A 22,691-nucleotide genomic window follows, 5' to 3' on the forward strand; every position below is an offset into this window, starting at 1 on the left:
CGGCCAAAATCGGGACGAAAAAAAACGCGGCCGAAGCCGCGTTAAAGATTTGGAGACACCTTCGATGAAGGAGTCACTTCTCGCAGATAGAAGCATACCAGGAATGACGTCATTTATTCATTGCAAATCGCGCAATTAACTTTTCGATTAAATCGTTCTCTTAGTACGCATTCGCCTGAATTTTAGGCGGATCTGACGAACGGCTGTGCGCATTGCGCACTTTGCACCATTGGGCCATCCGCATTAAGCACATTCAATTCGAGTTAAAGCGGCCCCGCGCAAGCCGCCATGCCAGCCTCACCGACTTCAAATGATTTTGCACTAGTATGTGGAAGCTCCGCACGGCCCGCACTTGCACCGCGGCGGCGCGTCAATGTTCGGAGAAGACCATGATTTCGCTGAGAAAATTGAATCTGGCCGTGGTGTTGTGGGTGCTTGCATCGGGCGCAGCATTCGCAGATACGGTTGCGTTAAAGGCGGATCTCGAGCCGTCGAGCGAAGTGCCGCCACGCGTGAGTCACGGGCACGGCATGCTGAATGCGACTTTCGACACGTCCACCCAATCGCTGCAGTGGACTATTACCTACGAGGGCTTGAGCGGTCCGGCAACCGCCGCGCATTTCCACGGTCCTGCACCCGTTGGCCAGAACGCGAAGGTCCAGGTGCCAATCGAGAAGAGCGGGCTCGCGAGTCCGATCAAAGGCACGGCGAAGCTGACCGAGCAGCAGGTCACGGATCTGATGGCGGGGCAGTGGTACTTCAATGTTCATACCGCGCAGAATCCGACCGGCGAAATTCGCGGGCAGGTGTTGCCGACGAACTAGGCGCGGCCCTTGCGTGAACCGAGCGCGAGGCCTGCGACCCGCAGGCGGCATCACGCGATTAGTACCCGCCACCCAACGACGCCCCCCGCCAACGCACGTACCATGACGGGACTTCAGCGAAGGAGCATGTCCCGATGAGCTGGCAAAGCGCGCTCGCGTGCTGGTACTTGCGCCGGCAGTTCCGGCCCGAAACGCTCAAACCTATCAACGTCGAACGGGCGCGCGCGCTGACGTCGAAACGCGTGTGGTCGCCGCGCGTGCCACGCGGGTGGCATCTGCGCGAGACGTATGGCGCAACCGACGCGCCGCTCGTCGGCGAATGGCTGGAGCGCGTGGACGGCGGCACGGCCGGCGGCGCGGAGACTACGGTGCTGTATTGCCACGGCGGCGGCTACTACTTCTGCTCGCCGCGCACGCACCGGTCGTTGACGTTCGCCCTAGCGCCGCGCGCCGACGCGCGGATCTTCTCTCTCGACTACCGCCTCGCGCCCGAGCATCGCTTCCCGGCCGCGCTCGACGACGCCACCGCCGCCTATCGCCAGTTGCTCGCGATGGGCATCGCGCCGAGCTCGATCGTGATCGCCGGCGACTCGGCCGGCGGCGGTCTCGCGCTCGCCACGCTGGTCGCGCTGCGCGACGCCGGTGCGCCGATGCCCGCGGGTGGCCTGCTGTTCTCGCCGTGGACCGATCTGGCGACGACCGGCGCGAGCCTGCGCACCAACGACAGCGTCGATCCGATGTTCTGCGGCGCGTCGATCGAGCGCGCGGCCAAGGTCTATCTGGGTGACGCGTCGCCGACGCATCCGTACGCGTCGCCGGTCTATGCGGACCTGCACGGTCTGCCGCCCCTGTTCTTGCAGGCGGGCAACACCGAAGTGCTGCTCGACGACGCGCGCCGCGTCGCCGACAACGCGCACGCGGCAGGAGTCGAATGCGAATGCGAGGTGTGGAAAAACGTGCCGCACGTGTGGCCGATGTTCGCGCCGTTCATGCCGGAGGCGAACCGCGCGCTCGATCGCGCGGCCGCGTTCGTGCGACGCGCGACGAGCCGCGCCGCGAACAGGGCTCAGGCGTCGAGCGTGACGTCGAGCGTCCGGTAGACGGCTTCGATCGTTTGCTGGCCGTATTGCCGCTCGAGGCGCCGCACGGTGAAGTGTCCGTGCGCGACTTGCTGGAAGTGATCGATAAACACGGTATTGACCATGGCGCCGAGCACCGCGCCGATCGCCGGAATCGATTTGGCCGCGATCTGCTCGCTGACCTGCACCGAAAAGCGCGCGGCGATCGCGTTGAGCAGCCGCAGCAGCGCCGCCGAGCCGTGGGTCGTGAAGCCCTTGCTGGCCACTTCCGACGACGCCTTCGATACCGCCTGCGCCAGCGCGCCGCGCATGAAGAAATAGCCGAGGTCGGCGTCGTCGTCCTCGCTCGAGGTGCCGCCCATGCCGAGTACGGTCAGGCATTGCAGCTGCGTGTCGACCGAGTTCAGGTCCTCGCCCTCGCTGCGCGCGATGTCGCAGATCGAGCGGAACATCAGCGTGGTCGTGACCGGCAACTCGACCGGCAACGCGACCAATCCGAACGCGCCGCCGGCCGCGCCGGTGGTCGCGACCGCGAACTTGTGCAGCAGGTTGTTCGGCTTGTCGGGCGCCAGCAGCTTCGCATCGTCGCGCCGGCCGAGCGTGCGCAGCGCGATCGACAGACATTTGCGCAACGCGGCCTGCGTCGCGTCGGACACTTTCTCGTTGGCGAACGCCGGGATGCGCGACAGCAGCTTTTCGATCGGCGCGCCGACGACGCTCGCGAGCTTCATCGTGAGCGCGGGACTTTCGAGCTGGTGTTTGGCGCGCCGCAGCGCGGCGAGGTCCTGCTCCGATAAGGATTGTGCTGCGAGCAAACTCGGCTGCATGGGCCTCCCTGGCATATGTCGTGTCGTGCGTACTGCGAGTCAGTCTACCTACGCGTTGCAAGACGCGTTCCGTCCCGCTTAGAGCGTCGGGTCATGGTATGATTCCCAATCTTTTGACACGTCAACTTTTGCTCCATCAAAAATGGCTGTCCATACCGCCGCCCACCATTCGAGTGGGCAAGTTTTACCATTCCGCGAATCCCTGCTGGCCATGCTCGGCATCTCGTTCGTCACGATGCTGGTCGCGCTCGACCAGACCGTGGTCGGCACCGCGCTGCCCACCATCGTGTCCGAACTCCGCGGCTTCGAACTGTACGCGTGGGTTGCGACCTCATATCTCCTGACCTCGGTGATCACCGTGCCGATCTTCGGGCGGCTCGGCGATTACTACGGGCGCAAGCCGTTCGTGATTGCGTCGATCGTCGTGTTTACCGGCGCCTCGGTGCTGTGCGGCGCGGCCAACAGCATGCTGTTTCTGGTGCTCGCGCGCGGGTTGCAGGGCATCGGCGGCGGCATGCTGGTCGGCACCGCGTTCGCGTGTATTCCCGATCTGTTCCCCGATTCCGTCGTGCGGCTGCGCTGGCAGGTGCTGATGAGTTCGGCGTTCGGCATCGCGAACGCGGTCGGGCCGTCGCTCGGCGGTTTCTTGACGCAGTACTACGGCTGGCGTTCGGTGTTCTACGTGAATCTGCCGGTCGGGCTGCTGTCGCTGTTTTTCGTGTGGCGTTTCCTGCCGCATTTGCGGCACGTCGAGCATACCGGCAAAATGCGGCTCGACTGGCCCGGCGCGCTGCTGATCGCGATCGCGCTCGGCTCGCTGCAGCTGTTCGTCGAATTGCTGCCTAAGCACGGCATCACGTTGAGCGCGTTCGCGCTGCTCGGGCTGAGCGTCGCGTCGGCCATCTCACTGTGGAAATGGGAAAAACGCTGCCCGACCGCGATCCTGCCGGTCGACATGTTCCGCAACCGCAGTCTCGCCGCACTGTTCACGTTGGCCGTGCTCGGCGGCTTCACGATGTTCTCGATGCTGTTCTACGCGCCGCTGCTGTTCCAGGGCGGTTTCGGCATGTCGCCGAAAGAGGCGGGTATCGTGATCACGCCGCTCGTCGTGTTCATCACGATCGGCAGTATCGCGAACGGGCGCATCGTGTCGCGTGTGAAGAATCCGAACCTGATGCTGTACGTCGGCTTTGCGATGATCGCGCTGTCGTGCCTTGGCATCGTCGTCGCGACCCGTTCGATGCAGCAATGGGTGCTGATGTCGTTCATGGTCGTCGGCGGCCTCGGGCTTGGTTTCGTGATGCCGAACCTGACGATCTTCGCGCAGCAGACCGCGGGCCGCGAACACCTCGGCATCGCGACCGCGCTGCTGCAGTCGCTGCGAATGATCGGCGGCATGATCGGCACGGCGCTGACCGGCACGCTTGTGACTCACATGTACAGGAGCGGCGTGCGCAGTGCGCTCGAAGGCGCGGGCGCGTCGCACTGGTTCGCCGATCTCGGCGATCCGCAGATCCTGATCAACCGCGATGCGCAGACCAGCCTCGTCGACCAGTTGACGCACGCGGGCCACAACGGCGCGATGCTGCTCGAAAGCGCGCGCGAGGCGCTGGTCGGGGCGATTCATCTGGGTCTCGCGATGGCCGCGGTGATCGCCGTCGTGTCGGTGTGGCAAACCCGCCGCGTGCCGCCGGTCAAGCTGCAGCGCAAGCTCGAGCCGGTAATTCACGCAGACTGATTTTTTTTGGACTTGGTGTTGGACAGACAGATTATGGAAGAACAGGACCGCGTCGCCGTCATGCAGCAATTTGGTCGCACGTATCGGGCGTTCATGTCGGCATTCGAGGCCCAGGTGGGGCATCCGTTGCCGCGCTGGCGCATTCTGCTCGCGCTGCGCGAGCAGGCCGGCGAGTCGTCGCAGAAGCGGCTCGTCGAGCGGCTGCGCGTCGATCCGGGCGCACTCACGCGACAGCTGAAGGCGCTCGAAGGCATGGGCTGGATCGCGCGCAGCATGGATACGCGCGATAACCGCGTGACCAACGTACGCCTGACCGAAGCGGGCCACGCCGCGACCGAGGCAAGCCTGCCCCGCCGCAATGCGTTCTTGCACGACACGATGGCCGGGTTGCCGGATGAGGCGCTGGCGGCATTGTCGAGCGCGCTGAAAATGCTGGAGACGCGCATCGGCGAAGTGACGGCCAATGCGAGCGCAGCGACCGCGGCCACCGCGGTGGCGCAGGAGACCGCCGGCGACGAGGCGGCACAACGCGTGTAATCGTTGGTCCGAGCATGACGAATAAAAAGGCTGTGAGCCCAAGGGCGCACAGCCTTTTTTCTTTGGCCGAACCAATCGCGCTTCAGTCAGCGCGGCGCATCCAATCCAATCAGAAGAACGTCTCGATCACTTCCTTCACGCGATACTCCGGATCGACGACCAGCACCTGCTTCCACTTGTCGAACGTGAGGCACGGGTGCGAGATGTCGAACGCGATCATGTCGCCCACTTTCAGATCGGCGCCGGCGGGAATCCGCAGATACGCGTGCTGATCCATCAGACCGAAAATCTCCCAGCCCTCGCTCGCCGCGATGTCGCGCGGCGCCTCGTTGCCCGGACGATAGTGGCGCGCCGGCTCCGGCATGCCCGCGTCGAACGCGGAGTCGCGTTTGCCGAGACCGATGATCGCGCGGTCCGGTTCGGGAATCGACTGCACGTACGCCCACAATTGCAGCGCCGGCAGCAACCCTTCGCCCATTTTCTTCGCGACCGGATTGCGCTTGAAGATGTCGGTCTGCGCCTTGCGATAGATGCCGACGTCATGCGTCAGATAGCAGCCGGGGCGCAGCACGACCTCGACCTTGCCGGTTTGTGTCGCCTGCGCGAACTCTTCGGCGACCACGTCGTACCACGCCGATCCTGCGCCCGATAGCACCGCCGGCGAGCGCGCGAAACGCCCCTGCTCGACGAGTTCACGCGTGACCGCGACCGCGCCTTGCAGGAACGCGCGCACCTCGGCTTCTTCCTTCAGCACGCCTTCGTACAGTTCGACGCCCGCGAGCTTCAGCACCTCCGGATAGCGCGCGATCGCGTCCAGCACCGCGTTGCGCTGCGCTTCATCGCGCACGCCGGTGCGTCCGCCCGGCACGCCGAGTTCGAGCAGCACCTGCAGCGGCTTCTTCACCGAGGTGAAGAATTCGCCGAGTTGCTCGACCCCTTCGGCCGAATCGACGAGGCAGAAGAATTCGAAATCCGGATCGCTGAGCAATTCGGCGATCATCATCATGTTGTGGCGGCCGACCAGCTGATTCGCCATCAGGACGCGCGACACGCCGCCGTGGTACGCCGCGCGCACCTGGTGGGCGGTGGCGAGCGTGATGCCCCACGCGCCGGCTTCGAGCTGACGTCGAAACAGTTGCGGCGCCATCGTGGTCTTACCGTGGGGCGCGAGCTTCACGCCGTATTCGGCGACGAACGCCTGCATCCACTTCAGGTTGTGCTCGACGCGGTCCTCATACAGCACCGCGGCCGGCAGGCTCACATCCTCGGCAAGCAGGTTCCACTCCAGGCGCGCGGCGTCCTTCAGCTGGACGCTCGGGCCCGGAACCATGCCCAAGCCCTTGCTATAAGGATCAATCGTCGCGCCCTGATAGTTTGTAACTTTCATGTCTCCGTGCTCCATCGTCCGGTTAAATTGAATCAGATTTGACTTTACCATGTTACCGAAAGTACGATGTCTGGAGAAATGTTATTTAGTACCACGGATTTCGAAGGGCGCCGGAAAGGGCCGCGAAAGCCGTGCCGCGAACCCCACCGCCCGCCATGAACAGTAGCGCCGAACCGCTCGCTTTCGACATCGTCGCACGCATCGCCGAATGCGCGCCGGAGTTGCGTTCGGCCGAGCGCAAGGTCGCCGCGCTGATCCTCGACGATCTGACCGGCGCGTCGCGCGCGAGCATCGGCGCGCTCGCGCAGCAGGCCGAGGTCAGCATTGCGACCGTCACGCGCTTCGCGAAGGCGGTCGGCTGCCGCGACGTGCGCGAATTGAAGCTGCGGCTCGCGCAGGCGGCCGCAGTCGGTCAGCGTTTTCTCGAGCGCGACCTGGTAAGCGGTGCACCCGAACCGATCGCGACACGCGTCTTCGACGAGCTGCAAACGGCGCTCGCGCACAACCACCAGTTGCTGCGCCAGGCGCCGCTCGCCGAAGCGGCAACCGCGCTGCGCAATGCGCGCATGATCTACGTGTTCGGCATGGGCGGCGGTTCGACCGCGCTCGCCGACGAAATGCGCTTCAGGCTCGTGCGACTCGGCCGCCCGGTCGCGACCTATCAGGACGGGTTGTTGCAGCGCATGGTCGCAAGCACGGTGTCGCGCGAGTGCGTGGTGATCGCGCTGTCCACCACCGGACGCGTGCCCGAGATGGTCGAGAACTGCAAGATCGCGCGCAGCTACGGCGCGACTGTGGTCGCGCTGACCGCGCCCGCGTCGCCGTTGGCGAAGCTCGCCGACTGGCTGATCCCGATCGTCGCGTTCGAAACCGATTTCATTTACAAGCCGTCGTCATCTCGTTACGCGATGATGATGGCGCTCGATGTGCTCGTCACCGAACTTGCCGTCAGTCAGGGCGACGAGAGCCGCGAATTGCTGCGCCGCATGAAGCACGCGCTCGACGCGCACCGCGGCGGCGGCGATCGACAACCGTTAGGAGATTGATCCATGCATTCGCATCCTGAAGCCGCCGACACGCTGATCGTCGGCGCGCAGCTGTACGACGGCACGGGCGCCCCGCCCGTCGAGCGCGACGTGGCGATCCGCGACGGGCGCATCGCCGCGATAGGCAATCTGTCGAACTGGCTCGCCGAAGAGGTGATCGAGGCCGAGGGGCGCGCGCTCGCGCCGGGCTTCATCGACGTGCACACGCACGACGACACGCACGTGATCCGCTCGCCGCAAATGCTGCCGAAGATCACCCAGGGCGTGACGACGGTGATCGTCGGCAATTGCGGCATCAGCGCGTCGCCGGTGTCGCTGAAGGGCGATCCGCCCGATCCGATGAACCTGCTCGGTGAGCGCGACGCGTTCCAGTACCCGACCTTCGCCGACTATGTGAGCGCGGTGAACGCCGCGCGGCCGGCGGTGAACGTCGGCGCGCTGATCGGCCACACGGCGTTGCGCAGCAACCAGATGGACCGGCTCGATCGCGCGGCGACTGCCCAGGAAATCGATGGCATGCGCACGCAGCTGGAGGAAGCGCTCGCGCACGGCGCGCTGGGTCTGAGCTCGGGGCTCGCATACGGTTCGGCGTTCGCCGCGCCGACCGAGGAAGTGATGGCGCTCGCCGAGCCGCTCGCGGCCGCGGGCGCGCTGTACACGACCCACATGCGCACCGAGTTCGACGCGATTCTCGATGCGATGGACGAGGCCTACCGGGTCGGCCGTCATGCGCACGTGCCGGTGATCATCTCGCATCTGAAGTGCGCGGGGCCGTCGAACTGGGGGCGCAGCGTCGAGGTGCTGAAATCGCTCGAAGGCGCGCGCGGCGGGCAGCCGGTCGGTTGCGACTGCTATCCGTACAACCGCAGCTCGTCGACGCTCGATCTGAAGCAGGTGACGGGCGACATCGACATCACGATCACGTGGTCCGAGCCGCATCCGGAGATGGCGGGCAAGCTGATCAAGGAAGTCGCCGCTGAATGGGGCGTCTCGCAGCAGGAAGCGGGTAAGCGCCTGCAACCGGCGGGCGCGGTCTATCACAACATGTCCGAAGACGACGTGCGGCGCATCCTGTCGCATCCGGCCACGATGGTCGGCTCCGACGGCCTGCCGAACGATCCGCTGCCGCATCCGCGGCTGTGGGGCGCGTTTCCGCGCGTGCTCGGCCACTACGTGCGCGATGCCGCTCTGCTGCCGCTCGAAGAGGCGGTGCGCAAGATGACGAGCCTGTCCGCGCGCCGCTTCGGTCTCGCGCAGCGCGGCGAAGTGCATATCGGCTATCACGCCGACCTCGTGCTGTTCGATCCGGCGAAAGTGCTCGACGTCGCGACGTTCGACAAGCCGCAGCAGCCCGCTGCCGGTATCGACGCGGTGTGGGTCAACGGCGTGCTGACGTATCGCGACGGCGCGGTGACGGGCGAGCGGGCCGGCCGGTTCGTCACGCGCGGCGCGCCGTCGAAGGGCGATGCGCAGGGCGCGTTCTGATTTTTTATCGATTGATGGTGGCACGCGCGGCGAGGGCGCCGCGCATGTGCCCGACTTTTTGAGGAGTGTGACGATGAAGCGATATGGCGTGGAAGGCGGAAAGGGAACGGGCGGTCAGGTGATGCCGTTCGCGCGTGCGGTCGAGGCGGACGGCTGGCTGTTCGTGTCGGGCCAGACGCCGATGGAAAACGGCGAAGTGATCAACGGCGGCATCGTCGAGCAGTCGCACAAGGCGATCCAGAACGTGTTCGCGATCCTGAAGGAAGCGGGCTACGGTGCCGAGCACGTCGTGCGCTGCGGCGTGTGGCTCGACGATCCGCGCGACTTCGCGTCGTTCAACAAGGTGTTTCGCGAGTACTTTGGCGAAAATCCGCCGGCGCGCGCATGCGTGGTGTCGTCGATGGTGATCGACTGCAAGGTCGAGGTCGATTGCGTCGCTTATAAGAAGCCGGCGGCCTGAGCGCTTTAATGGCTTGATGTGACGAGGGCGCCGCAGGCTGTGATGGCCTGCGGCGCCCTCGTCGCGTTTACCGCTGGGTTTCGGCGCGCGTGCGCGCGCGTTGCCGTTACTGTCGCGCGAGCCGCATGTTGTCCGGCATCGGCAGGTTGTAGTTGGTGCGAAACGGGTTGATGTCGAGCCCGCCGCGGCGCGTGTAACGCGCGTACACCGCGAGCTTCAGCGGTTTGCACATCTTCATGATGTCGACGAAGATCCGCTCGACGCATTGCTCGTGAAAGCCGGTGTGATTGCGGTACGAGATGATGTAGCGCAACAGGCCCGCGTGATCGATCTGCGGGCCGGCGTAGTGAATCTGCACGCTGCCCCAGTCCGGCTGACCGGTCACCGGGCAGTTCGACTTCAGCAGGTTCGAGAACAGCGTTTCTTCGACCGGCGCCTCGTCGTGCGCCGCGCTCAAAAGCGACGCGTCGGGCTGATAGACGCTCGCCTCGAGTTCGAGCCGGTCGAGCGACAGGCCGTTAAATTCTTCCATTTTCAGCTTGCCGAATTCGTGCGGTGTGCTCAGATGCACCGACACCGTCGCGCCGCACGACGCGGACACGTCGCGCTTGATCGTGTCGCGCACGCTCTCAGTCGATTCGAAAGCGGTCTGCGCGAACGAGCCGAGATACAGCTTGAACGATTTCGATTCGACGATGTTCGGCGAATCGGCCGGTACGAAGAACGTCGCGACCGCGATTTGCGGTTTGCCGCGCGGGTTCAGCCACGACAGCTCGTAGGCGTTCCAGATATCGGTGCCGAAAAACGGCAGTCGCGCGGTGATGCCGATCGCCTCGCGCGCATTGCTGCGCGCAATCGGAAACAGCAGCGTCGGATCGTATTGTTCGGTGTAAGTCGAGGACTTACCGAGCGGGGATTGTTCGGGTGTCATGATGCGTTCACGATGCCACTCAGCACGTGCCCGGTCGCCGTTACGACGCGGGCCGATTCGCAGTGGCCGATCTGGTCGTCGAAGAAAAAGTCGGGCTCGAACTCGCGCAGAAATGCGCTCTTGTCGAGGCCGCCGAGGAACATCGCTTCGTCGATTTCGATGTTCCATGCCATCAGGGTGCGGATCGCGCGCTCATGCGCGGGCGCCGAGCGTGCAGTGACCAAGGCCGTGCGAATACGCATCGGCGCGGCTGCACCTGCGAGTTTTTGCAGCCGGTGCAGTGCTTCGAGCAGCGGCTTGAGCGGTCCGTCCGCGAGCGGCAGATGCTTGTTGTCGATCTCGTGACCGACGAACGCGCGCAAGCCGTCCGTCTGGAAGATGCGTTCCGCTTCGTCGGAAAACAGGACCGCGTCGCCGTCGAACGCAATGCGGATCTCGTCCGGGTACTTGCTCGCCATTTTCGCCGATTCCGGCAAGACGCGTGCGGCTGGGAACCCCGCGGCGAGCGCATCGCGCACGTCCTGCTGATTCGCCGACAGAAACAGCGACGCGTTCAGCGGCTTCAGATAACCGAACGGCGCGCGACCGCGCGTGAACACGCCACGCTCGATCGTGAGGCCGTGCTCGCGGCACGAGTGAAACGCACGCAGGCCGCTGATCGGATCGCTGCGCGACAGGATCACCACTTCGACGCGATGACCGCCGGCGTTCAGCGCGAGCAGCTTGCGGATCAGCGGAAACGCGACGCCCGGTTTCGCGGGCACGTTCAGCCGCTCGCGCTGCAACGCTTCGTAGGCCTTCAGGTCGCCCGCCTCGTAGACGCGGTTCTCTTCCTCGAAGTCGAACAGCGCGCGCGACGAGATCGCGACCACCAGTTTGTCGACAAGCGTTAGCGCCATCGTTGCGTTCTGTCCGGAGAGATCAGGCGAGGAAGAGGCGATAGACCGGGTTCTTCGTTTCTTCCCAGCACTGGTAGCCGAGCGTTTCGATGAAGCGCTCGAACGCAGCGTGATCGCTCTCGGGCACCTGAATGCCGACCAGAATCGAGCTGTAGTCCGCGCCCTGGTTGCGATAGTGGAACAGGCTGATGTTCCAGTTCGGCGCCATCGACGACAGGAATTTCATCAGCGCGCCCGGACGCTCGGGAAACTCGAAGCGGAACAGACGTTCATCTTGCGCGAGCGGCGAGCGGCCGCCGACCATGTAGCGGATGTGCTGCTTCGACAGTTCGTCGAAGGTCAGGTCGACGGTCGCGAAGCCGTGCGCTTCGAAAGCGCCGGCGATCTGCGCCGATTCGCTGCGATTGCGGATCTGCACGCCGACGAAGATATGTGCCGAGTTCGCGTCGGCGATCCGGTAGTTGAATTCGGTGACGCTGCGCGTGCCGACCAGTTCGCAGAAGCGCTTGAAACTGCCGCGTTCCTCGGGGATCGTCACCGCGAAGACCGCTTCGCGTGCTTCCCCCACTTCCGCGCGTTCGGCGACGAAGCGCATGCGGTCGAAATTCATGTTCGCGCCCGAGGTGATCGCGATCAGCGTCTGGTTCTCGATGCCTTCCCGTTCGGCGTACTGCTTCGCGCCCGCCACCGCGAGCGAGCCCGCCGGTTCGAGCACGCTGCGCGTGTCCTGGAACACGTCCTTGATCGCGGCGCACAGCGCATCGGTGTTCACGAGCAGCACTTCGTCGAGATATTCGCTGCACAGACGGAAGGTTTCTTCGCCGACGAGTTTTACGGCGGTGCCGTCGGAGAAGAGGCCCACTTCGTTCAGCGTCACGCGCTCGCCGGCCTTCAACGACGCGGCCATTGCGCACGAATCGTCGGTCTGCACGCCGATTACCTTGATCTCCGGGCGCACCGATTTCACGTACGCGGCGACACCGGCCGCGAGACCGCCGCCGCCGATCGGCACGAAGATCGCGTGAATCGGACCCTGGTGCTGGCTGAGGATTTCCATGGCTACCGTGCCCTGGCCCGCGATCACGTACGGATCGTCGAACGGATGCACGAAGGTCAGGCCGCGCTCTTCCTGCAGCTTGACCGCGTGACCATAGGCATCGCTATACGATTCGCCGAACTGCACGACCTCGACGGTCGGCCCGCCGTGCGTGCGGATCGCGTCGACCTTGAGCTGCGGCGTGGTCACCGGCACGACGATGATCGCCTTAACGCCCATGCGTGCCGCCGACAACGCCACGCCCTGCGCATGGTTACCCGCCGACGCGGTGATCACACCGCGCCCGAGCGCCTCGGCGGGAATATGCGCCATCTTGTTGTACGCGCCGCGCAGCTTGAACGAGAACACCGGCTGGTTGTCCTCGCGCTTCAGATAGACCGGATTGCGCAAGCGCGCCGACAGGTTCGGCGCGCGTTCGAGTTCGGTCTCGCGCGCCACATCGTAGACGCGCGCGGTCAGGGTCTTTTTCAGGTAGTCGTGGGAAGCCATGCGGGTGGCGCGGTGCGCTGTGTGAGACGGGAAAGGGTCAATGATAGCGCCAACGGTGCCCGCTCTGGCTGTTCCTCGCGCAGCGGGAAAGGGTGCCGCGCCCGTGGCCCGGCCGGTTGCGAACCGCGCGATCGTCGTTTGCCAAACCGTCCGGCCGGTCAATGTGGCGGCGTGCCAAACGCTGCCGGATTCACCGCCAGACGGCCGAACCGCCGCTTCCGCCCCGATTCCCGTCGTCAACGCGTGGCGGAATGATGCGGTAGAATTCCATTTTGGAATAAGGATCGGAAGATGCACTGGCAGCCTCGGATCGCCCATTTAATGCCCGTTCCGCGCGAATCGTGCCCCGCGGCGCAGCGGCATGTCCGCCACGCGCGATCGTGTAGCTGTCTCTGAGTGCCGCGAAGCGACCGCCGTGAGTTGGCCGCCGGTCGTGTTCGCTCCCCCGCAAGCCCAAGAAGATTTCAAGCATTGCGCCCCACGCGCATTGTCGGCCGACGCCTCGTGACGAGCGCGTCAGGCTGACCTACCGAGTCGTCCAAACATGAACGCACCTCAAGTTTTCGATCCGCACGGCGCCGCCGCTGCGGTGGCCGTCGATCCCGAAGCGCGTCTGCGCGAAATTCCCTACAACTACACGTCGTTCTCCGACCGCGAAATCGTCATCCGCCTGCTCGGCAACGACGCCTGGGACGCGCTCGCCGAACTGCGCGCCGAACGCCGCACCGGTCGCTCGGCGCGGATGCTGTACGAAGTTCTCGGCGATATCTGGGTCGTGCGCCGCAATCCGTATCTGCAGGACGACCTGCTCGACAATCCGAAGCGCCGCGCGCTGCTGATCGAGGCGCTCAATCACCGCCTCGCCGAAATCGAGAAGCGCCGCCGCGCCGATCTGCGCGAACACGGCGACGAAGCCGGCGTCGATCGTGCCGCGCGCGTCGAAAAGCTGGTGCAGGCCGCGCGCCGCGCGATCGACGAATTCGCCAGCGAATTCCAGCAGACCTACGACCTGCGCCGCCGCACCACGCGCGTGCTCGGCAAGGTCACACAGAAGGACAACATCAAGTTCGACGGCCTGTCGCGGGTCGCGCACGTGACCGACGCGACCGACTGGCGCGTCGAATACCCGTTCGTCGTGCTGACGCCGGACAGCGAAGCCGAGATCGCCGGCATGATCAAGGCCTGCTTCGAGCTCGGTCTGACCGTGATTCCGCGCGGAGGCGGCACCGGCTACACGGGCGGCGCGGTGCCGCTCACGCCGTTCTCGGCCGTCATCAACACCGAAAAGCTCGAACAGCTCGGCCCGGTCGAAATGACCCAGCTGCCGGGCGTCGATCGCAAGGTCGCAACGATTTTCTCGGGCGCGGGCGTCGTCACGCGCCGCGTGACCGAAGCGGCCGAGCAGGCCGGCTTCGTGTTCGCGGTGGACCCGACCTCCCTCGACGCGTCCTGCGTCGGCGGCAACGTCGCGATGAACGCGGGCGGCAAGAAGGCGGTGCTGTGGGGCACGGCGCTCGATAACCTCGCGTGGTGGCGGATGGTCGACCCGGAAGGGAACTGGCTCGAAGTCACGCGTCTCGAGCACAACATGGGCAAGATCCACGACATCGAAGTCGCGCGTTTCGAGCTCAAGTGGTTCGACGGCAACTACGCGCCGGGCGAGAAGCTGCTGCGCACTGAGGCGCTCGATATCAAGGGCCGCGTGTTCCGCAAGGAAGGCCTCGGCAAGGACGTCACCGATAAATTCCTCGCCGGTCTGCCGGGCGTGCAGAAGGAAGGCTGCGACGGCCTCATCACGTCCGCGCGCTGGGTGCTGCACAAGATGCCCGCGCATACGCGCACCGTCTGTCTCGAGTTCTTCGGCCAGGCGCGCGAGGCGATTCCGAGCATCGTCGAAATCAAGGACTACCTGTTCGAGACGTCGCGCCAGGGCGGCGCGATTCTCGCCGGCCTCGAGCATCTGGACGAGCGCTATCTGCGCGCGGTTGGCTATGCGACCAAGAGCAAGCGCAACGCGTTTCCGAAGATGGTGCTGATCGGCGACATCGTCGGTGACGATGCGGACGCGGTCGCGCAGGCTACGTCGGAAGTCGTGCGTATGGCCAACGGCAAGAGCGGCGAAGGTTTCGTCGCGGTGAGCGCCGAGGCCCGCAAGCGTTTCTGGCTCGACCGCAGCCGTACTGCCGCGATCGCGAAGCACACCAATGCGTTCAAGATCAACGAAGACGTCGTGATTCCGCTCGACCGCATGGGCGAGTACACGGACGGCATCGAGCGCATCAACATCGAGCTGTCGCTGAAGAACAAGCTGCAGCTGGTCGACGCGCTCGAAGCGTTCTTCAAGGGCGGCAAGCTGCCGCTCGGCAAGAGCGACGACGCGAACGAAATCCCGAGCGCCGAACTGCTCGAAGATCGTGTACAGCAGGCGCTCGATCTGCTGGCGCGCGTGCGCACGCGCTGGGAATTCGTGCGTGACAAGCTCGACCTGTCGCTGCGCGAGGCGCAGCATTATCTGGTCGGCCTCGGCTACGAATCGCTCGCCGAGAAGTTCGCCGATCGCGTCGATGCGCAACCCGACGCAACCGTGTTTCACCTCGCACAGGACCGCACGATCCGCGTGTCGTGGAAGCAGGAAATTCGCGCCGAATTGCGGCAGATCTTCAACGGCGGCGAGTTCAAGCCGATCCTCGACGAAGCTCAGGCGATCCACAAGCAGGTGCTGCGCGGCCGCGTGTTCGTCGCGCTGCACATGCACGCGGGCGACGGCAACGTGCACACGAACCTGCCGGTCAACTCCGACAACTACGAGATGCTGCAGGACGCGCATGTCGCGGTCGCGCGCATCATGAGGCTCGCCCGTTCGCTCGATGGCGTGATCTCCGGCGAGCACGGCATCGGCATCACGAAGCTCGAATTCCTGACCGACGACGAAATCGGCGAATTCCGCAAGTACAAGCAGCGCGTCGATCCGCATGGCCGCTTCAACGCGGGCAAGCTGCTCGAAGGTGCGGACCTGCGCAACGCGTACACGCCGAGCTTCGGCCTGATGGGCTACGAATCGCTGATCATGCAGCAATCCGATATCGGCGCGATTTCCGAGTCGATCAAGGACTGTCTGCGCTGCGGCAAGTGCAAGCCGGTCTGCGCGACGCACGTGCCGCGCGCGAACCTCCTGTACAGCCCGCGCAACAAGATTCTCGCCACGTCCCTGCTGGTCGAGGCGTTCCTGTATGAAGAGCAGACGCGCCGTGGCGTGTCGATCAAGCACTGGGACGAATTCAACGACGTCGCCGATCACTGCACCGTGTGCCACAAGTGCGTGACGCCGTGCCCGGTGAAGATCGACTTCGGCGACGTGACGATGAACATGCGCAACCTGCTGCGCAAGATGGGCAAGAAGAAGTTCAATGCGGGCAACGCGGCGGGCATGTTCTTCCTGAACGCGACCAATCCGCAGACCATCAACCTCGCGCGCACCGCGATGATGGGCGTCGGCTACAAGGCGCAGCGCCTCGGCAACGAGGTGCTGAAGAAGTTCACGAAGAAGCAGACCGCGCATCCGCCCGCCACGGTCGGCAAGCCGGTGGTCACGCAGCAGGTGATCCACTTCATGAACAAGAAGATGCCGGGCAACCTGCCGAAGAAGACCGCGCGCGCATTGCTCGATATCGAAGACAACAAGATCGTCCCGATCATCCGCAATCCGAAGACGACCACCGCCGACACCGAAGCGGTGTTCTACTTCCCGGGCTGCGGCTCCGAGCGGTTGTTCTCGCAGGTCGGTCTAGCGACTCAGGCAATGCTGTGGGAGGCGGGGGTGCAGACGGTGCTGCCGCCGGGTTATCTGTGCTGCGGCTATCCGCAGCGCGGCTCCGGCCAGTACGACAAGGCCGAGCAGATCGTCACCGACAACCGCGTGCTGTTCCACCGCGTCGCCAATACGCTGAACTACCTCGACATCAAGACCGTGGTGGTGTCGTGCGGTACGTGCTACGACCAGCTAGCCGGTTATGAATTCGAAAAGATCTTCCCGGGCTGCCGGATCGTCGACATCCACGAATATCTGTTGGAAAAAGGCATCAAGCTCGATGGTGTGAACGGCGTGCGCTACATGTACCACGACCCGTGCCACTCGCCGATCAAGACGATGGACCCGGTCAAGCTCGTCAATCAGCTGATGGGTTCGGAGCACGACGGCTACAAGATCGAGAAGAACGATCGTTGCTGCGGCGAATCGGGCACGCTCGCGGTCACGCGCCCCGACATCTCGACCCAGGTGCGCTTCCGCAAGGAAGAAGAAATCCGCAAGGGCGCGGCGAAGCTGCGCGGCATTCCTCTCGTTGCCGAAGCGGGCGCGAACGCGATCAATCCGGCCAATGCATCGGCCGGCGCCGCCGGTGCGCAGGACGGCTCCGTGTTGAAGGCTGGCGACGGCCCACAACCGAACGGCGCCACCGACGTCAAGATTCTCACGAGCTGCCCGTCGTGCCTGCAAGGGCTGTCGCGTTACAACGAAGACGCGGGGACCGAGGCCGACTACATCGTGGTCGAGATGGCACGTCACGTGCTGGGCGAGAACTGGATGGCGGACTACGTTCAACGGGCGAACAATGGCGGAATCGAGCGCGTGCTGGTTTAATGGCACGACCAACGATTTTTGCCGAGGACGACGATGGACTGCGTTTTTTGCCGTGAAGACGGCGGCGATGTGCTATGGCAGGACGACGCGTTGCGAGTCGTCCTCACCGACGAACACGACTACCCGGGCTTTTGCCGGGTCATCTGGAACGCTCACGTCGCCGAGTTTTCGGATCTTTCCGCCGACGAGCGCGATCACGTGATGAAGGTCGTGTACGCGGTCGAGCGCGCGCAGCGGCGTGTGATGCACCCCGCGAAGGTCAATCTCGCGAGCCTCGGCAACCAGGTGCCGCACGTGCACTGGCACGTGATTCCGCGTTTTTCGAACGACGCGCATTTTCCCCTGCCGATCTGGGCGCCGCGCCAGCGCACGGTGTCCGAGGCGATGCTGTCGTCGCGCCGCGCGCAAGCCACGCTGCTGCGCGAAGCCGTGCGGCAGGAAATCGAACAGGCGCTGGGCTGAGCGTCGCTGAATCCGCCGCCGCGCATATGCCGGACTTCCACCGGTGCGCAGGGCGGTCGACCCGTCGTTATCAACGCCCTTATCTGATGAGGTCAACATGAGCGGATTGACTCCCGAGACGCCGGTGCCGACCGGCGTGGTCGTGCATTCGAAGTCTCGCGTGCTCGAACTGCAGTACGCGAACGGCGAAGCGTATCGGCTGCCGTTCGAGCTGCTGCGCGTGTATTCGCCGTCGGCGGAAGTGATGGGCCACGGGCCCGGCCAGGAAACGCTGCAGACCGGCAAGCGCGACGTGACGATCACGATGATCGAAGGCGTCGGCAATTACGCGCTGCAGCCGACCTTCTCCGATGGACACTCCACCGGTATTTATTCGTGGGACCTGCTGTACGACATGGCCGTGCGTCAGGATGAACTCTGGCGCGCGTATCTCGCCAAACTGGCAGCAGCCGGCATCGACCGCGACACGCCGATGGTGCCCGCCGCCGCTGCGCACGGGCACTGTCACTGATACGATTCGCCCCCGAACGCCGCTCGAGCGGCGCAACATTCAAGAACACGCGAAAGGACGAGCGCGATGAGCAAAACCCACTTCGGCTTTCAATCGGTCGACGAACAGGACAAGGCGCAGAAAGTGGCGGGGGTGTTCCACTCGGTGGCCGCCAACTACGACCTGATGAACGACCTGATGTCGGGCGGATTGCACCGGGCGTGGAAGGTGTTCACGATCGCCCAGGCGAACGTGCGGCCGGGCTACAAGGTGCTCGACATCGCGGGCGGCACGGGCGACCTGTCGAAGGCGTTCGCCAAACAGGCGGGCGAGACCGGCGAGGTCTGGCATACCGACATCAATGAATCGATGCTGCGGGTGGGGCGCGACCGGCTGCTCGACCGAGGCATCATCACGCCGACACTGCTTTGCGATGCCGAGAAAATCCCGTTCCCGGACAACTACTTCGACGTCGTGACGGTCGCGTTCGGCTTGCGCAACATGACGCAGAAAGACATCGCGCTCGCCGAGATGCGTCGCGTGCTGAAGCCGGCTGGGCGGCTGCTCGTGCTGGAGTTCTCGAAGGTCTGGGATCCGCTGAAGAAGGTCTACGATGTGTATTCGTTCAAGGTGCTGCCATGGCTCGGCCAGCGCTTCGCCAAGGACGCGGAAAGCTACCAGTATCTGGCGGAATCGATCCGCATGCATCCCGACCAGGAAACTTTGAAAACTATGATGGAACAAGCTGGTCTCGACGGCGTCAAATATTACAATTTGTCAGCTGGCGTGGTAGCTTTGCATGTGGGGACCAAATACTAGGGTTCCTAACCCATCGATTTTTAAAGGAAAGTGTGAAATGTCCGATTCGAATTTGTTATCTACTCGTAAGGTTAAGGGGTCGCTGGCAAGAAGAATCGGACTGATCGCGATGGTCGGTCTGCTGATGGCCGGCACCCTGGCCTCCCTCGACGCCGAAGCACGCCGCATGGGCGGTGGCCGCAGCATCGGCCGTCAATCGAACAGTCTGCAGCAGCGCCAGACCACGCCGCCGTCGCAGCCGGCGCAGAACAATCAGGCCACGCAGCAAAGCGCACAACCGGCGCCCGCGACCAAGCCAACGCCACCCGCCGCGCCGAACCGCAATCGCTGGCTCGGGCCGATCGCCGGTCTCGCGGCCGGCCTCGGCATCGCCGCGTTGCTGTCGCATTTCGGGCTCGGCGAGGCGTTCGCCGGCATGTTCGCCAACATAATCGTGATCGCGTTGATCGCGATGGTCGTGATCTGGCTGATCCGCCGCTTCACCGGTCGTAAGCGCAATGCGGCGCAACCTGCCTACGCGGGCACGGCGCCGTCGCTGAACACGAAAGGCACCGACTATATTCAGGAGCCGCGTTACACCGCGCCGCCCACCGGCCAGTATCTCGAGCCGTTGGGCAATCCGTTGACCACGCCGTCCGTCGGCGTGACGCCGTCGGTGCCTGCGGGCTTCGATTCGGAAGCATTTCTGCGCAACGCCAAGGTGTACTTCGTGCGGTTGCAGGCCGCGTGGGACGTTGGCAATGTCGAGGACATCCGCGAATTCACGACGCCCGAAATGTTCGCCGAAGTGCGCGTCGATCTCGCGTCGCGCGGCACGCAGCCGAATCAGACCGACGTCGTGCAGTTGAACGCCGAGCTGCTCGGCGTCGAGGAGCGCGCGAACGAACACTTCGCGAGCGTGCGCTTCTCCGGATTGATCCGCGAGGAGCCGGGCGCGGCAGCCGAGCCATTCGTCGAGGTGTGGAACCTGTCAAAGGCGAACCGCGCTGGCGAAGGCTGGCTGCTTGCCGGCATCCAGCAGGTCGAACAACACTGACATGCACAGGCATCGAGTCGTGTCTGCCTCGAAAAAACCGGCCGCGGCACAGCGATTCCTTGCCTCGCGCATGGCTTAGGCCGTTCGGCATAGCAGGTCGAGAAGCGAACGGACGTTACAATGGGAACCCGCGCAAGCACCTCGCTCGCGCGGGTTTTTTCTTGCCACTTTCGATGACCCTCGCCGCCAAGCCCTTCGCTGCTGCTGTCAATCATCTGCTCGCCCGCGAATCGTGGGCCCGCGAGCGCCTCGTCCCGTACGCGGGCAAGACCGCACGCCTGTCATGTCCACCGGTTGTGCTCGCGCTGCTCGTGCAGCCCGACGGTTACCTCGGCACGCTCGACGAAGCCGATGCGCAGCAGTTCGACGTGAGGATCTCGGTGCCGTCCGACGCACTGCCGGCGTTCCTGCAAGGCGGCCAGGCCGCAGTGATGAAGCATGTGAAGATCGAGGGCGACGCCGAGTTCGCGACCGTGATCGCGAAGCTCGCCGAGCATCTGCGCTGGGAGCCGGAGGAAGATCTCGCGAAGCTGATCGGCGATGGGCCCGCGTGGCGCATCACGTCGCTCGTGCGTTCGGTCGGCGAGCATGTGCAGCGCACCGGTCGCAACCTGCTCGACACCGCCGCCGAGTATCTGCTCGACGAGAATCCGCAGCTGGTGCGCCGCACCGCGCTCGCTGACTTCAACGTCGAGTTGGCGCGCGCGCGTGATTCGCTCGCTCGCGTCGAAAAGCGCATCGAGCGTCTCGAACAGAAGGTCGAAGCCCGCGGCGCGCACGCGCCGGGCGGCGCCGCCACGTCGCGCGGCACGCGCTAGTCACCGGGCCCAGCCATGCGTTTTCTGCGTTTTCTCAAGATATTTTTCACGGTTATCCGCTTCGGCCTCGACGAAATGATGTTGAGCCGCATCAACGACCGGCGCGTGCGTCTGCTGCTGCGTATCACGACGCTCGGCCGTAAGTTCGATTTGCCGCCGGGTGTGCGTCTACGGCTTGCGCTCGAAAGCCTCGGGCCGATCTTCGTCAAGTTCGGCCAGGTGCTGTCGACACGTCGCGACCTGCTGCCGGTCGATATCGCCAACGAACTTGCGAAGCTGCAAGACCAGGTGCCGCCGTTCGATTCCGCGGTTGCGATCGGGCTCGTCGAGAATGCGCTTGGCGCGCCGGTCGACGTCCTGTTCGACGATTTCGAGCGGGTGCCGGTCGCGAGCGCGTCGATCGCCCAGGTGCACTTCGCGAAGGTGAAGGCTGGCCAGCATGCGGGCAAGGCGGTCGCGGTGAAGGTGCTGCGACCCAACATGCTGCCGGTGATCGATTCCGACCTCGCGCTGTTGCGCGACATCGCCGTGTGGGCCGAGCGTCTGTGGGCCGACGGCAAGCGCCTGAAGCCGCGCGAAGTGGTCGCCGAATTCGACAAATACCTGCACGACGAACTCGACCTGATGCGCGAAGCCGCCAACGGCAGCCAGTTGCGGCGCAACTTCCTGGGGCTCGACCTGCTGCTCGTGCCCGAGATGTACTGGGAGTTCTGCACGCCCACGGTGCTCGTGATGGAGCGTATGGTCGGCGTGCCGATCAGCCAGGTCGATACGTTGCGCGCGGCGGGCGTCGACATTCCGAAGCTCGCGCGCGAGGGCGTCGAAATTTTCTTCACGCAGGTGTTCCGCGACGGCTTTTTCCATGCCGACATGCACCCCGGCAACATCCAGGTGAGCCTCGATCCCGCGCACTTCGGCCGCTATATCGCGCTCGACTTCGGCATCATCGGCGCACTGTCGGACTTCGACAAAAACTACCTCGCGCAGAACTTCCTCGCGTTCTTCAAGCGCGACTACCATCGCGTCGCGACGCTGCATCTGGAGTCGGGCTGGGTGCCGCCGACCACGCGTGTCGAGGAGCTCGAAAGCGCGATTCGCGCAGTCTGCGAACCGTACTTCGATCGCGCGCTGAAAGACATTTCGCTTGGCCAGGTGCTGATGCGGCTGTTCTCGACGTCGCGGCGCTTCAACGTCGAGATCCAGCCGCAGCTCGTATTGCTGCAAAAGACGATGCTGAACGTGGAAGGACTCGGCCGTTCGCTCGATCCGGAACTGGATCTGTGGAAGACCGCGAAGCCTTACCTCGAGCGCTGGATGAACGAGCAGATCGGCTTGCGCGGCTGGTACGAGCGTCTGAAGATCGAGGCGCCGCAGTGGAGCAAGACGTTGCCGCAACTGCCGCGGCTCGTTCATAACATGCTGGCCGAGCGTCACCATCCGGTGGGCGGCGCGAACGACGACGTGATGCGCCAGATCCTGCTCGAGCAGAAACGCACCAACCGGCTGCTGCAAGGCCTGCTGCTGTTCGGCGTGGCAGTCGGCGTCGGCGCGATGCTGGCGCGGGCGTTCCTGGTGCTAGCTTACGGCGGTTGAGTGCGGTGAATGGCGATTGGCCGCGCCGTTTCGGCGCTGGTGTGCGCCGCTGCTTGCGCTGACGACCGGGCGCAA

The 22,691-nt window shown here is 64.5% G+C and carries 19 protein-coding genes; 14 read left to right on the forward strand and 5 right to left on the reverse strand.

Features of this window, described 5'->3' with window-relative positions; genetic code table 11:
* The first annotated feature begins 389 nt into the window (after positions 1-389).
* Positions 390-824, forward strand: a complete 435-nt coding sequence (locus L0U84_RS01795; protein ID WP_233846926.1) for a CHRD domain-containing protein — start codon at positions 390-392, stop codon at positions 822-824.
* Between the two features lie 134 nt (positions 825-958).
* On the forward strand, positions 959-1,924 hold the full coding sequence (locus tag L0U84_RS01800) for an alpha/beta hydrolase (protein WP_233846939.1): 966 nt from the start codon (positions 959-961) through the stop codon (positions 1,922-1,924).
* On the opposite strand, the gene L0U84_RS01805 is transcribed toward L0U84_RS01800, so the two are convergent.
* Entirely contained in the window at positions 1,891-2,730 is an 840-nt protein-coding gene (locus tag L0U84_RS01805) for an EcsC family protein (RefSeq protein ID WP_233846941.1), read from the reverse strand. The genes L0U84_RS01800 and L0U84_RS01805 overlap by 34 nt on opposite strands.
* Before the next feature lie 142 nt (positions 2,731-2,872).
* Here L0U84_RS01805 and L0U84_RS01810 point away from each other — a divergent pair, with 142 nt between their 5' ends.
* Both L0U84_RS01810 and L0U84_RS01815 read left to right on the forward strand, forming a co-directional pair.
* On the forward strand, positions 2,873-4,468 hold the full coding sequence (locus L0U84_RS01810) for an MFS transporter (RefSeq protein WP_233846943.1): 1,596 nt from the start codon (positions 2,873-2,875) through the stop codon (positions 4,466-4,468).
* Between the two features lie 33 nt (positions 4,469-4,501).
* Positions 4,502-5,005: a MarR family winged helix-turn-helix transcriptional regulator gene (locus tag L0U84_RS01815; protein WP_233851908.1), complete on the forward strand. Its 504-nt coding sequence runs from the start codon at positions 4,502-4,504 to the stop codon at positions 5,003-5,005.
* Positions 5,006-5,114: 109 nt separating this feature from the next.
* On the opposite strand, the gene L0U84_RS01820 is transcribed toward L0U84_RS01815, so the two are convergent.
* Positions 5,115-6,392 (reverse strand): amino acid deaminase, encoded by a 1,278-nt coding sequence (locus tag L0U84_RS01820; RefSeq protein ID WP_233846945.1) that lies wholly within the window; start codon positions 6,390-6,392, stop codon positions 5,115-5,117.
* A gap of 155 nt (positions 6,393-6,547) precedes the next feature.
* On the opposite strand from L0U84_RS01820, the gene L0U84_RS01825 reads away from it, so the two are divergent.
* The 3 genes from L0U84_RS01825 (at position 6,548) to L0U84_RS01835 (ending at position 9,383) form a co-directional block, all read left to right on the forward strand.
* Entirely contained in the window at positions 6,548-7,438 is an 891-nt protein-coding gene (locus tag L0U84_RS01825) for a MurR/RpiR family transcriptional regulator (RefSeq protein ID WP_233846947.1), read from the forward strand.
* Between the two features lie 3 nt (positions 7,439-7,441).
* Positions 7,442-8,923: an N-acyl-D-amino-acid deacylase family protein gene (locus tag L0U84_RS01830; protein ID WP_233846949.1), complete on the forward strand. Its 1,482-nt coding sequence runs from the start codon at positions 7,442-7,444 to the stop codon at positions 8,921-8,923.
* 73 nt (positions 8,924-8,996) lie between these two features.
* A complete protein-coding gene (locus tag L0U84_RS01835; RefSeq protein WP_008923846.1) occupies positions 8,997-9,383 on the forward strand; it encodes a RidA family protein in 387 nt (128 codons plus the stop codon).
* Between the two features lie 106 nt (positions 9,384-9,489).
* Here the strand turns inward: L0U84_RS01835 and queF are convergent, their stop codons facing one another.
* Genes queF through ilvA form a run of 3 tightly spaced genes read right to left on the reverse strand, consistent with a single transcriptional unit; the run spans position 9,490 to position 12,801 of the window.
* A complete protein-coding gene (gene queF, locus L0U84_RS01840) occupies positions 9,490-10,314 on the reverse strand; it encodes an NADPH-dependent 7-cyano-7-deazaguanine reductase QueF (protein WP_233846951.1) in 825 nt (274 codons plus the stop codon).
* Positions 10,311-11,213: a 5'-nucleotidase gene (locus tag L0U84_RS01845; protein WP_233846953.1), complete on the reverse strand. Its 903-nt coding sequence runs from the start codon at positions 11,211-11,213 to the stop codon at positions 10,311-10,313. Before L0U84_RS01845 ends, queF begins: the two co-directional genes overlap by 4 nt.
* A 22-nt stretch (positions 11,214-11,235) precedes the next feature.
* Positions 11,236-12,801, reverse strand: a complete 1,566-nt coding sequence (ilvA, locus tag L0U84_RS01850) for a threonine ammonia-lyase, biosynthetic (protein ID WP_442794021.1) — start codon at positions 12,799-12,801, stop codon at positions 11,236-11,238.
* Positions 12,802-13,303: 502 nt separating this feature from the next.
* Between ilvA and L0U84_RS01855 the strand changes: the two genes are divergently transcribed.
* From L0U84_RS01855 to ubiB, 7 genes are all read left to right on the forward strand, one after another.
* A complete protein-coding gene (locus tag L0U84_RS01855; RefSeq protein ID WP_233846958.1) occupies positions 13,304-17,398 on the forward strand; it encodes a DUF3683 domain-containing protein in 4,095 nt (1,364 codons plus the stop codon).
* A gap of 33 nt (positions 17,399-17,431) precedes the next feature.
* Positions 17,432-17,860 carry an HIT family protein gene (locus tag L0U84_RS01860; RefSeq protein WP_233846967.1) on the forward strand — a complete coding sequence of 143 codons (429 nt, stop codon included), beginning with the start codon at positions 17,432-17,434 and terminating at the stop codon, positions 17,858-17,860.
* Between the two features lie 97 nt (positions 17,861-17,957).
* A complete protein-coding gene (locus L0U84_RS01865) occupies positions 17,958-18,371 on the forward strand; it encodes a gamma-butyrobetaine hydroxylase-like domain-containing protein (RefSeq protein WP_233846969.1) in 414 nt (137 codons plus the stop codon).
* Between the two features lie 66 nt (positions 18,372-18,437).
* A complete protein-coding gene (gene ubiE / locus L0U84_RS01870; RefSeq protein WP_233846971.1) occupies positions 18,438-19,169 on the forward strand; it encodes a bifunctional demethylmenaquinone methyltransferase/2-methoxy-6-polyprenyl-1,4-benzoquinol methylase UbiE in 732 nt (243 codons plus the stop codon).
* Positions 19,170-19,206: 37 nt separating this feature from the next.
* The gene (locus L0U84_RS01875; protein WP_233846979.1) at positions 19,207-20,205 is read left to right on the forward strand and encodes a Tim44 domain-containing protein; all 999 of its coding nucleotides are present in this window, start codon (positions 19,207-19,209) and stop codon (positions 20,203-20,205) included.
* A gap of 173 nt (positions 20,206-20,378) precedes the next feature.
* Positions 20,379-21,023 carry a ubiquinone biosynthesis accessory factor UbiJ gene (locus tag L0U84_RS01880; protein ID WP_233846987.1) on the forward strand — a complete coding sequence of 215 codons (645 nt, stop codon included), beginning with the start codon at positions 20,379-20,381 and terminating at the stop codon, positions 21,021-21,023.
* A 15-nt stretch (positions 21,024-21,038) separates the two neighbouring features.
* Positions 21,039-22,616 (forward strand): ubiquinone biosynthesis regulatory protein kinase UbiB, encoded by a 1,578-nt coding sequence (gene ubiB, locus L0U84_RS01885; RefSeq protein WP_233846990.1) that lies wholly within the window; start codon positions 21,039-21,041, stop codon positions 22,614-22,616.
* Positions 22,617-22,691: the final 75 nt, after the last annotated feature.

This window comes from Paraburkholderia sp. HD33-4, assembly GCF_021390635.1.
Taxonomy (GTDB): Bacteria; Pseudomonadota; Gammaproteobacteria; order Burkholderiales; family Burkholderiaceae; genus Paraburkholderia.

Bases quoted from the DNA above. Each gene is read 5' to 3' on its own strand.
- ubiE (WP_233846971.1), top strand. From the start codon at position 18,438: ATGAGCAAAACCCACTTCGGCTTTCAATCGGTCGACGAACAGGACAAG.
- L0U84_RS01835 (WP_008923846.1), top strand. From the start codon at position 8,997: ATGAAGCGATATGGCGTGGAAGGCGGAAAGGGAACGGGCGGTCAGGTG.
- L0U84_RS01865 (WP_233846969.1), top strand. From the start codon at position 17,958: ATGAGCGGATTGACTCCCGAGACGCCGGTGCCGACCGGCGTGGTCGTG.
- L0U84_RS01855 (WP_233846958.1), top strand. From the start codon at position 13,304: ATGAACGCACCTCAAGTTTTCGATCCGCACGGCGCCGCCGCTGCGGTG.
- L0U84_RS01795 (WP_233846926.1), top strand. From the start codon at position 390: ATGATTTCGCTGAGAAAATTGAATCTGGCCGTGGTGTTGTGGGTGCTT.
- L0U84_RS01830 (WP_233846949.1), top strand. From the start codon at position 7,442: ATGCATTCGCATCCTGAAGCCGCCGACACGCTGATCGTCGGCGCGCAG.
- L0U84_RS01810 (WP_233846943.1), top strand. From the start codon at position 2,873: ATGGCTGTCCATACCGCCGCCCACCATTCGAGTGGGCAAGTTTTACCA.
- L0U84_RS01805 (WP_233846941.1), bottom strand. From the start codon at position 2,730: ATGCAGCCGAGTTTGCTCGCAGCACAATCCTTATCGGAGCAGGACCTC.
- L0U84_RS01820 (WP_233846945.1), bottom strand. From the start codon at position 6,392: ATGAAAGTTACAAACTATCAGGGCGCGACGATTGATCCTTATAGCAAG.
- queF (WP_233846951.1), bottom strand. From the start codon at position 10,314: ATGACACCCGAACAATCCCCGCTCGGTAAGTCCTCGACTTACACCGAA.
- L0U84_RS01845 (WP_233846953.1), bottom strand. From the start codon at position 11,213: ATGGCGCTAACGCTTGTCGACAAACTGGTGGTCGCGATCTCGTCGCGC.
- L0U84_RS01860 (WP_233846967.1), top strand. From the start codon at position 17,432: ATGGACTGCGTTTTTTGCCGTGAAGACGGCGGCGATGTGCTATGGCAG.
- L0U84_RS01875 (WP_233846979.1), top strand. From the start codon at position 19,207: ATGTCCGATTCGAATTTGTTATCTACTCGTAAGGTTAAGGGGTCGCTG.
- L0U84_RS01800 (WP_233846939.1), top strand. From the start codon at position 959: ATGAGCTGGCAAAGCGCGCTCGCGTGCTGGTACTTGCGCCGGCAGTTC.
- L0U84_RS01880 (WP_233846987.1), top strand. From the start codon at position 20,379: ATGACCCTCGCCGCCAAGCCCTTCGCTGCTGCTGTCAATCATCTGCTC.
- L0U84_RS01825 (WP_233846947.1), top strand. From the start codon at position 6,548: ATGAACAGTAGCGCCGAACCGCTCGCTTTCGACATCGTCGCACGCATC.
- ubiB (WP_233846990.1), top strand. From the start codon at position 21,039: ATGCGTTTTCTGCGTTTTCTCAAGATATTTTTCACGGTTATCCGCTTC.
- L0U84_RS01815 (WP_233851908.1), top strand. From the start codon at position 4,502: ATGGAAGAACAGGACCGCGTCGCCGTCATGCAGCAATTTGGTCGCACG.